This window comes from Alcaligenes sp. Me129 (assembly GCF_050487245.1).
Classification (GTDB): domain Bacteria; phylum Pseudomonadota; class Gammaproteobacteria; order Burkholderiales; family Burkholderiaceae_B; genus Alcaligenes; species Alcaligenes phenolicus.
Genome location: NZ_JBKQGX010000013.1, coordinates 35,853 through 46,723 on the forward strand (window position 1 = coordinate 35,853; position 10,871 = coordinate 46,723).

At 57.5% G+C, this 10,871-nt stretch carries 8 protein-coding genes; all 8 read left to right on the forward strand.

The window, feature by feature from the left end; all coding sequences use genetic code 11:
- The first annotated feature begins 3 nt into the window (after nucleotides 1–3).
- Entirely contained in the window at nucleotides 4–1,758 is a 1,755-nt protein-coding gene (locus tag ACLPGZ_RS13775) for a PHA/PHB synthase family protein (protein ID WP_239054557.1), read from the forward strand.
- Between the two features lie 136 nt (nucleotides 1,759–1,894).
- Nucleotides 1,895–3,400, forward strand: coding sequence for an efflux transporter outer membrane subunit (locus ACLPGZ_RS13780; RefSeq protein WP_083053180.1), 1,506 nt, complete (start codon nucleotides 1,895–1,897; stop codon nucleotides 3,398–3,400).
- Entirely contained in the window at nucleotides 3,397–4,476 is a 1,080-nt protein-coding gene (locus ACLPGZ_RS13785; RefSeq protein ID WP_009459316.1) for an HlyD family secretion protein, read from the forward strand. The genes ACLPGZ_RS13780 and ACLPGZ_RS13785 overlap by 4 nt, the downstream gene beginning before the upstream one ends.
- A 3-nt stretch (nucleotides 4,477–4,479) precedes the next feature.
- A complete protein-coding gene (rbbA, locus tag ACLPGZ_RS13790) occupies nucleotides 4,480–7,218 on the forward strand; it encodes a ribosome-associated ATPase/putative transporter RbbA (protein ID WP_035272018.1) in 2,739 nt (912 codons plus the stop codon).
- Nucleotide 7,219: 1 nt separating this feature from the next.
- On the forward strand, nucleotides 7,220–8,344 hold the full coding sequence (locus ACLPGZ_RS13795; protein WP_353639703.1) for an ABC transporter permease: 1,125 nt from the start codon (nucleotides 7,220–7,222) through the stop codon (nucleotides 8,342–8,344).
- 54 nt (nucleotides 8,345–8,398) lie between these two features.
- The gene (locus ACLPGZ_RS13800) at nucleotides 8,399–8,839 is read left to right on the forward strand and encodes a phasin family protein (RefSeq protein WP_230940634.1); all 441 of its coding nucleotides are present in this window, start codon (nucleotides 8,399–8,401) and stop codon (nucleotides 8,837–8,839) included.
- A gap of 5 nt (nucleotides 8,840–8,844) precedes the next feature.
- Complete coding sequence (gene phbB / locus ACLPGZ_RS13805; RefSeq protein WP_270116767.1) at nucleotides 8,845–9,591, forward strand: acetoacetyl-CoA reductase; 747 nt, start codon at nucleotides 8,845–8,847, stop codon at nucleotides 9,589–9,591.
- 70 nt (nucleotides 9,592–9,661) lie between these two features.
- Complete coding sequence (locus ACLPGZ_RS13810) at nucleotides 9,662–10,846, forward strand: acetyl-CoA C-acetyltransferase (protein WP_429641550.1); 1,185 nt, start codon at nucleotides 9,662–9,664, stop codon at nucleotides 10,844–10,846.
- The last annotated feature ends 25 nt before the right edge of the window (nucleotides 10,847–10,871 follow it).

Genomic DNA, 10,871 nt, shown 5'->3' on the forward strand with positions numbered 1-10,871 from the left:
GCAATGGTTAGCAGGCAGTCCCTTGATCAGACTGAGCAGTTAGACGCATCCGCACGAGCCGCCTGGGCTCGTATCTGGAGTTCCATCTCCCCCGAATCGCAGTTTCTTGCCTGGATGGACTGGATACGTCATCTGGCCCTTAGCCCTGGCAAACAAGAACAGTTGCGGCAGTTGGCGCAAAGCCAATGGGAACAGCTATTTCGTGAATGGAGCGAGGAGCTGGCCGCATCGGCCCAGTCGTCTTTGCAAACCTCAGAGCAAGCTGCAGCGCCTGCCTATACCGACCGCCGCTTTTCGGACCCCGCCTGGGATCGTTGGCCTTTTAATTTGCTGCGACAAACCTATCAGGCGCAGCAGCAGTGGTGGCAAAGTGCCACGGAAGGCGTAGCCGGTGTGGAGCCTCATCATCAAAAACTGATTGCCTTTGGTGCTGAGCAATGGTTGAACATGCTCAGCCCCAGCAACTTTGCCTGGACCAACCCCTTGGTGTGGGATAAAACCCTTGCAGAACAGGGGGATAACTTCAGCCGTGGCCTGGCGAACTGGCAGCAGGATATGCAGGCCCAGTTCGCGGGTGAACCGCCCGTAGGCACCGAAGATTTTGTGGTCGGCAAGGATGTGGCGGCCACGCCGGGCAAGGTGGTACTACGTAACGAACTGGTCGAACTGATCCAGTACACGCCTTCTACCAAGCAGGTCCATCCAGAGCCTGTGCTGATCGTTCCGGCCTGGATCATGAAGTACTACATTCTGGATCTGTCCGAACAAAATTCCCTGATCAAATACCTGGTGGATCAAGGCCACACGGTGTTTTGCCTGTCCTGGAAAAACCCGCTTGCCGAAGATCATGCCTTCGGGATGGACGACTACATTCGCCTGGGCTGGAAGGCCAGCCTGGATGCTGTCAACGCCATTGTTCCCGGCCAGAAAATCCACGCCACCGGCTATTGCCTGGGCGGCACCTTGCTGGCGATTGCCGCGGCTGCCATGGCACGCGATGGAGACGACAGGCTTGCCTCCCTGACGTTCTTTGCGGCCCAAACCGACTTTTCCGAGCCGGGCGATTTGTCCCTGTTCATTGACGAAAGTCAGGTCAGCCTGCTGGAAGCTCAGATGGCCGACGAGGGCTATTTACGCGCCAATCAGATGGAAGCCGCTTTTCAAATGCTGCGCTCCGCTGATTTATTGTGGGCGCCCATGGTTAATAAATATTTATTGGGCGAACGCCGCCCCTTGAACGATTTAATGGCCTGGAATGCAGACGCCACGCGTATGCCCGCCACCATGCATTCGCAATATTTGCGCCGCATGTATTTGAATAATGATTTAAGTCAAAACCGTTATCCGGTTGAAGGCCGTATCGTTTCTCTGGCGCAAGTTAATTTGCCTATTTTTTGTGTCGGTACTGTTTCCGATCACGTTGCCCCCTGGCGCTCTGTTTACAAGTTGCATTATCTGGTGCCTGCCGAAATCACCTTTGTCTTGACCACAGGTGGGCATAACGCCGGGATTGTCAGCGAACCGGGCCATCCGCGTCGCAAATATCAGATTCATACCCGCGCAGCAGGCACTGCGCCTGTTCTGGTGGACGACTGGCAGGCACAAGCCGCCTCGCATCAGGGCTCCTGGTGGCCCGCCTGGACGGAATGGCTCAAGGCGCGCTCGGGAGCGGAGGTGAAACCACCGCAAATGGGTGCCGCCAAACAGGACTACGTCCCAATCGGCCCGGCTCCCGGTCAATACGTATTAGTGAAGTAAGCAGTCAGTTCATACAAGCTCGCTAAATGGTGAGCTTGTCGCTCTGTTTGATGTCGGCGATAGGCGCAAAGCCCATCGCTGACGTGCTGTTTTGCCTTGACGGCAGTTCCCTTTTTCTCATTAGGCATTTTTTCCAATGGCCCCACAGACCTACGATTTGAGTCTCAAGCACCGAAGCGCTGCGCGTCGCCCTCATTTCGCGCTGGCTGCCTTGCTGGTCGCCCTGGCGGGTTGTGCCTCGATGGCACCCGATTACGATCAGCCCGCTTCCCCCGTTCCACAGGCTTACTCGGACCTGTCCGCAGGCCCGGCCAATGCGGTGCGAGCGCGTGATCTGGGTTGGCGCGAATACTTTAAAGACCCGGTTCTGAGCAAGCTCATTGAGACTGCGCTGGAAAATAACCGCGATATGCGCGTGGCTGTTTTACGGGTGGACGAAGCCCGTGCCATGCTGAATTTGCAGCGCAGCGAACGCTTTCCTGAATTTACCGTAGGGGGGCAAGCTGCTCGCTCGCGTGTGCCTGGAGACATGAACCCCAGCGGCCAGGCGGTGACAGGTGGTGATTACCGCGCCCAGGTCGGTTTGACCAGTTGGGAGCTGGATTTATGGGGCCGCGTACGTAGCCTGGAAGATGCTGCCTTGCAAGGCTGGCTGGCTACCGAGGCAGGCCGACAAGCCGTGCATGTCGCTTTGGTCTCGCAAGTGGCCAATAACTATATTGTGGTGCGCGAGCTGGACGAACGCGTGCAGATCGCCCGCAAAAGTGTAGAGACTCGTCAGGAGTCTTACCGCATTTTCTCCCGTCGTTATGAAGTTGGCGCAACGTCCAAATTGGATGTGACGCAGGTGCAAACCTTGCTGACGCAGGCTCAGTCCATGCTGGCCCAGCTGGAACAGCAACGTGCGGTGCAACTACATGCCTTGCAACAGCTTCTGGGGGCCGATCCGGGCGTGTCTCCAACCGGTGCGCCTTTGAATGAAAACATCATGTTGGCCGAGCTGTCCCCCGGTTTGCCTTCGGACCTGATGGTCTGGCGTCCCGACATTATTGCGGCTGAACACAAGTTGCGTGCCGCCAATGCCAATATTGGGGCTGCCCGTGCCGCTTTCTTCCCCCGTATTGCCTTGACTGGCAATTTTGGCACCGCCAGCGCCGAGCTGGATGGTTTGTTTGATTCCGGCAGCAAGGCCTGGATGTTTGCTCCAACCATCTCCCTGCCCATCTTTGATGGTGGCCGCCGCAGCGCGAATCTGGACGCCTCCTATGTGCGTCGCGACATGCGCATTGCGGAATACGAGAAAGCTATTCAAACCGCCTTTCGTGAAGTGTCGGACGCCTTGTCGACACGCCACTGGTTAAGCCAGCAGTTGGACGTTCAGCTGGTCGCCCGCAGCGCCCAGACCGAGCGCGCCCGTCTGGCGCAGATGCGTTACGACAACGGTTCGGCTGCCTATCTGGAAGTGCTGGATGCGCAGCGTGACTTGCTGGATGTGGAGCAGCAAGTGGTGCAAACGCGTCGTGCGCTCCTGGCTAGCCAGATTGCCATGTATAGCGCCTTGGGCGGTGGGCTGGACCCCTCCGAGCCCCTGACCAACACCCATAACTCCTCTAATTCGGATCCATCCTCGAGCCAGCTATGAGCAAACAATCCTCTTTGAAAAAAAATCTTGTTCCTGTCCTAATCGTTGCCGGTGTTCTGGGCCTGGGGTGGTGGGCATGGCAGAAAATGTCCAATACCGGCCCTGGCGCTGGCTTTGTCAGCGGTAATGGCCGTATCGAGGCGACCGAGATTGATATCTCCACCAAGTTTGCCGGACGTATCCAAAGCATCGCCGCCCACGAGGGCGATTTCGTGAAAGAAGGTGAAGTGCTGGCCATCATGCAGCAAGACAGTCTGGAAGCGGCCCGCGATGAAGCTGTGGCTGGTTTGCGTCAAGCTGAAAACAATGTGGCGGCCTCTCAGGCCCAAGTGGCCTTGCGTGAAAGCGATGCCATCGCTGCTAAAGCCTTGATTGGTCAACGTGAGTCGGAACTGGACGCAGCCCAACGTCGTCTGGCGCGTTCCACTACCTTGTCCAAAGAAGGTGCCGCTTCGGCACAGGAACTGGATGATGACCGTGCCCGCGTGCGTGGTGCCCAGGCTGCGGTAGCTGCTACCAAGGCCCAGGCCAATGCCGCAGAAGCGGCCATTAATGCTGCCAAAGCTCAGCTGATCGGTGCCCAATCTGCCGTGGAAGCCGCCAAGGCTGCTGTGGCCCGTATCGAAGCTGACTTGCGCGACAGTGAGCTGGTCAGCCCCCGCGATGGTCGCGTGCAGTTTCGTGTCGCCCAGCCCGGTGAAGTACTGGGTGCGGGTGGCCGTGTGCTGAACGTGCTGGACCTGTCCGATGTGTACATGACTTTCTTCCTGCCCAGCGAAGTGGCCGGCAAGGTGGCGTTGGGTACCGAGGTGCGTCTGGTGCTGGATGCCATTCCGGACATCCCGGTTCCAGCCACCGTGTCCTTCGTGGCCAGCTCTGCCCAGTTCACTCCCAAGAGTGTGGAAACGGCCTCGGAGCGCCAAAAACTGATGTTCCGCGTCAAGGCCCAGATTGCCCCCGAGCTGTTGAAAAAGCACCTGGAGCAAGTCAAGACCGGCTTGCCCGGCGTGGCCTGGGTAAAGCTGGACCCCAATGCCAGCTGGCCTGAGTCGCTGACTTCCACCTTGACGGAGTAAACCATGCCCAAGCAGCAAGCGGCGGCGGTTGCTCGCGTTGTTGAACTTAGCCAGCGTTATGGCGACACGCTCGCACTGGATCGTTTAAGCCTGGATGTGCCTGCCGCTTGCATGGTCGGACTGATTGGTCCTGACGGCGTGGGCAAGTCCAGCTTGCTGTCCTTGCTGGCGGGCGCCCGTGTGATTCAGGAAGGCCGTATTGAAGTGCTGGGTGGCGATATGGCGGAAAAAAGCCATCGCGACCAGATTTGCCCGCGCATTGCCTACATGCCTCAAGGCTTGGGCAAGAACCTGTATCCCACCTTGTCGGTGGAAGAAAACCTGCAGTTTTTTGGTCGATTGTTCGGGCACGATGCTGCCGAGCGCCGTCGCCGAATTGACGATTTGACGCGCAGCACGGGCCTGCATCCTTTTCTGACACGGCCTGCAGGCAAGCTTTCGGGCGGTATGAAGCAAAAGTTGGGTCTGTGCTGCGCATTGATTCACGATCCGGACTTTTTGCTGCTGGACGAGCCTACCACCGGCGTGGACCCCTTGGCCCGCAAGCAGTTCTGGGATCTGATCGAGCGTATTCGCATCGAACGTCCCAGCATGAGCGTGATTGTCGCCACCGCTTATATGGACGAGGCCCAGCGTTTTGATTGGCTGGTCGCCATGGACGACGGCCAGATTCTGGCAACAGGTTCGCCCAAAGAACTGCTGGAGCGCACGGAAAGCAAGAGTCTGGAGCAGGCCTTTATTCGCCTCTTGCCCGAGGACAAGCGTCAAGGCCACAAGGCTGTAGAAATCCCGCCATTGGATGTGGATGCGGACGATATTGCCATTGAAGCCGAAGGGCTGACGATTCGCTTTGGCGACTTTACCGCCGTTGACAATGTGTCCTTCCGGATACGTCGTGGCGAAATTTTTGGCTTTCTGGGCTCGAACGGCTGCGGTAAATCCACCACCATGAAGATGCTGACGGGGCTGTTGCCTGCCTCCGAAGGTCAGGCCTGGTTGTTTGGCCACGAGGTCGATCCCAAAGACATCGATACCCGCCGTCGTGTGGGCTATATGTCACAGGCTTTTTCCCTGTACAGCGAGCTGACGGTCCGGCAAAACCTGGTGCTGCACGCCCAGTTGTTCCATGTTCCCGAGGACGAGGTGGAAGGCCGTGTGGCGGAAATGGTGGAGCGTTTTGAGCTGGGCCAGATTCTGGACCGTTTGCCCGATGCCATTCCTTTGGGGATGCGCCAGCGCCTGTCCTTGGCGGTGGCCATGGTGCATAAGCCAGAGCTGCTGATCCTGGACGAACCCACTTCCGGTGTGGACCCAGTGGCTCGCGACAATTTCTGGCGCTTGCTGATTGAGTTGTCCCGCCGCGACAAGGTCACGATTTTTATCTCCACCCACTTCATGAACGAGGCCGAGCGTTGCGACCGCATGTCCATGATGCATGCCGGTAAAGTGCTCGATAGCGATACGCCTGCGAACCTGGTGAAAAAGCGCGGCGCCGCTGATCTGGAAGAAGCCTTTATCGGTTACTTGCTGGAAGCCAGTGGCCCCGAGCCTGAAGTGGAACCGGCGACAGAACAGGCGGTGGTGGCAAACGAAGCTCATAGCGAAAAGCGCGAACGCTTCAGCTTGCAGCGTTTGCTGAGCTACACCTGGCGCGAAGCGCTGGAGCTGCGTCGTGATCCGGTGCGAGCCACTTTGGCCTTGGCCGGTTCCCTGATTTTGCTGTTTGTGATGGGTTTCGGTATCACGCTGGACGTAGAGGATTTGCGCTACGCCGTGCTGGACCGCGACCAGACCAGTATCAGCCAGAACTACGCTTTGAACCTGTCCGGCTCGCGCTATTTTCTGGAGCAGGCCCCCTTAACGGATTACCAGGATCTGGACGACAGAATGCGGCGCGGCAAGATTGCGCTGGCGATCGAAATTCCGCCCGGTTTTGGACGTGATGTTCTGCGAGGCAGCAAGCCGGAAATCGCCGCCTGGGTGGACGGTTCCATGCCTACCCGTGCCGAAACCATTCAAGGCTACGTGAAGGCCATGCATCAGCAATGGCTGATTACTCAAGCCAAGGAGCGTCTGGGGGCAGGGGCTTTGGTCGTACCCGCCAGTATTCAGGACCGTTACCGCTACAACCCGGACGTCAAGAGCTTGCCGGCCATGGTGCCTGCCGTGATTCCGGTGCTGCTGCTGATGTTGCCTGCGATGTTGACGGCATTGTCCGTGGTGCGTGAAAAGGAACTGGGTTCCATCATCAACCTGTACGTTACGCCGGTCACCCGAGTGGAGTTTTTGCTGGGCAAGCAGATTCCCTATATCGGCCTGGCGATGATCAACTTTCTGTGCATGTGCCTCTTGGCCATCACGGTGTTCGATGTACCCATCAAGGGCAGCTTCCTGACCTTGAGCGTGGCCACCTTGATGTTTTGCGTGATTTCTACCGGCATGGGGCTGGTGGCTTCCACGGTGACGAAAAGTCAGATCGCGGCCATGTTCTTTGCCATGATCGGCACCATGCTGCCAGCCACGCAATTGTCCGGTTTGCTGAACCCGGTGTCCTCCATGGAAGGGATCAGCCGTTGGGCGGGCGAGATTTATCCGGCTACGCATATGTTCAACATCAGTCGCGGGGTATTTAACAAAGCACTGACCTTCTCGGATCTGCACGGGGCCTTGTTTGCCTTGTTGCTGGCCATTCCGGTGGTGTTGGGTGCGGCGGTCATGCTGCTGAAAAAGCAGGAGAAGTGAGATGAGAAAACTCAAGAATGTACTGTTGCTGGGCCGCAAGGAACTCTGGAGTCTGGCGCGAGACCCCATGATGCTGCTGCTCATTGTGTACGTGTTTTCGGTCTCGATTTACACCTCCGCGACCGCGCAGCCCGAAACCTTGAACAATGCGCCTATCGCGATTGTGGACCAGGACCAAAGCCCCTTGTCGGCGCGCATTACTTCGGCTTTTTATCCGCCTGAATTCATCCACCCGCACATGATCGAATACGGGGAAATGGACTCGGGCATGGACACCGGGGCTTTCACCTTTGTGCTGAACATTCCACCGAACTTTCAGCGTGATGTGCTGGCCGGACGCAGCCCCGAAGTGCAGTTGAATATTGATGCCACCCGAATGAGTCAGGCCTTTACCGGTAATAACTACATCCAGCAGGTGGTGATGGGCGAGGTTAACGAGTTTGTGCGGCGGTATCGCAGCATTGACACCTTGCCGGTGGATCTGGCCTTGCGGGTGCGTTTTAACCCCACATTGGAAAAAGCCTGGTTCGGCAGTATTGCCGAGGTCATCAACTCGGTGGCGATGCTGTCCATCATCTTGACTGGCGCTGCTCTGATCCGGGAGCGCGAGCACGGCACCATCGAACACTTGCTGGTGATGCCGGTCACACCCGGCGAGATCATGGCGTCCAAGGTCACGGCCATGGGGTTGGTGGTTCTGGTGGCGACGGCGGCTTCGCTGAATTTTGTGGTGCGAGGCCTGCTGGGCGTACCTATCGAAGGTTCCATTCCCTTGTTTCTGTGCGGCGCTGTCCTGTGTCTGTTTGCCATGACCTCCATGGGGATTTATCTGGCTACTTTGTCGCGCAGCATGCCGCAGTTTGGTTTGTTGTTGATGCTGACCTTGCTGCCCATGAATTTGCTCTCGGGCGGACGTACCCCCCGCGAAAGCATGCCTGAAATTGTTCAGAACCTGATGCAGCTGGCTCCCACCACGCACTTCGTGTCCCTGGGGCAGGCCATTTTGTTCCGCGGTGCTGGGATTGAAACCGTATGGCAACCCTTTTTAGCCCTGCTGGTGATCGGGACAGCGTTGTTCCTTCTGTCACTGCGGCGTTTTCGTAACACCATCTCTCAGATGGCTTGATGGACTGGGCCCCGTCAGGGGGCACTTTTTTCCTTTAAGGAGATTTCGATGAGCATGGAAACACTTCCCCTGGATCTGTACAAGGCCAATGTTGAGTTGCAACTGCGTATCACGCGCCTGCTGCAGGAAGGCGGTCATCGCTGGCTGGAGTCCGTACAGAAAAGCAATTTGCGCAGCATGGAGCAGACCACGGCCGAGATTGAAGGCTTGCTGCAAACGGGTAACTGGCAATCTTTGGCTACCTTGCCCGCCGACACGTTCTGGCGCTTGTTCCAGCACGGCGTCAATGACAGCCAGACCATCAATCAACTAGCCATCCAGAACCAGACCGAGTTCACCTCCGGTTTGCAAGAAGCGCTGGAAGCCTGGCAAAAGTCGGTGATGGCGGTGGTCAGCAATACCAGTGCAGCCGTGCCGATGATGGATATTTTCAAGCAGTGGGGCGCACCTTGGGCAAACGCTGCCAGCGCCTCTGACACTAAAAAGGGAGCATAAGCGGTATGTCTACGGTTAAACGCACGGCGTTGGTGACAGGTGGGATGGGCGGTCTGGGTCAAGAGATCGCCCGTGCCCTGCATGATGCGGGCCACCAAGTCCTGGTGACTCACTCGCGCAGCGAGGCCGATGCCCAGGTCTGGCTTAAAGAGCAGGCCGATGCAGGTTATGTGTTTCAGGGCTATCACGTTGATGTGGCCGATTTCGAATCGTGCCAGCAAATGGCGCAAGCCATTGAGAAGGACGGCCTGCAGGTCGACATCCTGATCAATAACGCCGGTATTACACGTGATGGCACGTTCCGCAAGCTGAGCAAAGACAAGTGGGACGATGTGCTGCGCGTCAATCTGGACTCGGTGTTCAACGTGACCAAGCCCTTTATTGACGGCATGCTGGAGCGTACCTGGGGCCGAGTGATCAATATCTCGTCCATCAATGGCAGCAAGGGGCAGTTCGGTCAAACCAACTACTCGGCCGCCAAGGCAGGGATGCATGGTTTCACCAAGGCCTTGGCTCAGGAAGTGGCGCGCAAGGGCGTGACCGTAAACACAATTTCCCCCGGTTATCTGGCCACCAAAATGGTCATGGCCGTGCCTGAAGATGTGCGTAACAGCATTATCGCGGGCATCCCGGTTGGCCGTCTGGGCAAGCCCGAGGAAATTGCCGCTCTGGTCACCTTTATTGCCAGCGAAGCAGCTGGATTTATGACAGGTAGTAATGTCGCCATGAATGGCGGCCAGCATATGTATTAAGCCAGATCCGGTTCGGCTGCTGCCTGTATGGGCCCGCTTGTCGGGCCTGCGACTTATGAAAGGAATGGATATGCACAAAGATATCGCCATTGTTGCTGCGACTCGTAGTCCCATCGGCCGTTTTCAAGGAGGGCTGTCTACAGTGCCCGCCCACGATTTGAGCGCACAACTGATTCGTGCCGTGCTCCAGAGTACGGGCGTTGCCGCCGAACAGATTGATGAAGTTATTTTGGGCCAGATTCTGACCGCCGGCGCTGGTCAGAACCCGGCCCGTCAGGCTGCCGTGAATGCCGGTCTGCCTTATGAGGTTCCCTCCATGTCCCTGAACAAGCTTTGCGGTTCGGGCTTGAAAGCCGTGCATCTGGCGGCTCAGGCTATTGCTTTGGGCGATGCCGATCTGGTGCTGGCTGGAGGTCAGGAAAGCATGAGCCTGGCTCCCTTTGTTGTACACAAGGCGCGTACCGGCTTGGGCCTGGGCCACGCCATGATGGACGACACCTTGCTGCGTGATGGTCTGACCGACGCTTTCCATAACTATCACATGGGTATCACGGCAGAAAATCTGGCCGAGCGTTACGGCATTACCCGCGAGCAGCAAGATGCTTTTGCGGTGGAATCTCAGCGTAAAGCCGTAGCCGCCATGGAAGCCGGACGCTTCAAGGATGAGATCACCCCGATCGAGGTTCCCCAGCGCAAAGGTGATCCAGTCCGTGTCGAGGCCGACGAGCAACCACGTGCTCAAACCACACTGGAATCTTTGGCCAAGCTGCGCCCTGCTTTCAAGAAAGAGGGCACGGTGACGGCGGGCAATGCGTCCACTATTAACGATGGCGCTGCCGTGCTATTGCTGGCCAGCGCAGAAAAAGCCAAGGAATTGGGCCTGCCCGTTCTGGCTTGGATTCGTGGCTGGGCCAGCACGGGTGTAGATCCGGCCATCATGGGTATTGGCCCTGTATCGGCCAGCCGCAAGGTTTTGAAGAAGGTGGGTTGGGAACTGGAGCAACTGGACCTGATCGAAGCCAATGAAGCCTTTGCTGCCCAATCGCTGGCGGTGGCTAAAGACTTGCAGTGGGATATGGACAAGGTCAACGTCAATGGCGGTGCCATCGCTTTGGGTCACCCCATTGGCGCTTCCGGCGCGCGCGTGCTGGTGACTTTGGTTCATGAAATGCGTCGCCGTGGTGCCCAGAAGGGTCTGGCCACTTTGTGCATTGGCGGTGGTCAAGGCGTAGCGATTGCCATTGAGGCCGCTTGAACAGATAGCTGATGGAAGGGAGAAG

What these genes read in the sequence shown, in the direction of transcription:
- ACLPGZ_RS13775 (WP_239054557.1), top strand. Translation starts at nt 4, where the DNA reads ATGGTTAGCAGGCAGTCCCTTGATCAGACTGAGCAGTTAGACGCATCC.
- ACLPGZ_RS13780 (WP_083053180.1), top strand. Translation starts at nt 1,895, where the DNA reads ATGGCCCCACAGACCTACGATTTGAGTCTCAAGCACCGAAGCGCTGCG.
- ACLPGZ_RS13785 (WP_009459316.1), top strand. Translation starts at nt 3,397, where the DNA reads ATGAGCAAACAATCCTCTTTGAAAAAAAATCTTGTTCCTGTCCTAATC.
- rbbA (WP_035272018.1), top strand. Translation starts at nt 4,480, where the DNA reads ATGCCCAAGCAGCAAGCGGCGGCGGTTGCTCGCGTTGTTGAACTTAGC.
- ACLPGZ_RS13795 (WP_353639703.1), top strand. Translation starts at nt 7,220, where the DNA reads ATGAGAAAACTCAAGAATGTACTGTTGCTGGGCCGCAAGGAACTCTGG.
- ACLPGZ_RS13800 (WP_230940634.1), top strand. Translation starts at nt 8,399, where the DNA reads ATGGAAACACTTCCCCTGGATCTGTACAAGGCCAATGTTGAGTTGCAA.
- phbB (WP_270116767.1), top strand. Translation starts at nt 8,845, where the DNA reads ATGTCTACGGTTAAACGCACGGCGTTGGTGACAGGTGGGATGGGCGGT.
- ACLPGZ_RS13810 (WP_429641550.1), top strand. Translation starts at nt 9,662, where the DNA reads ATGCACAAAGATATCGCCATTGTTGCTGCGACTCGTAGTCCCATCGGC.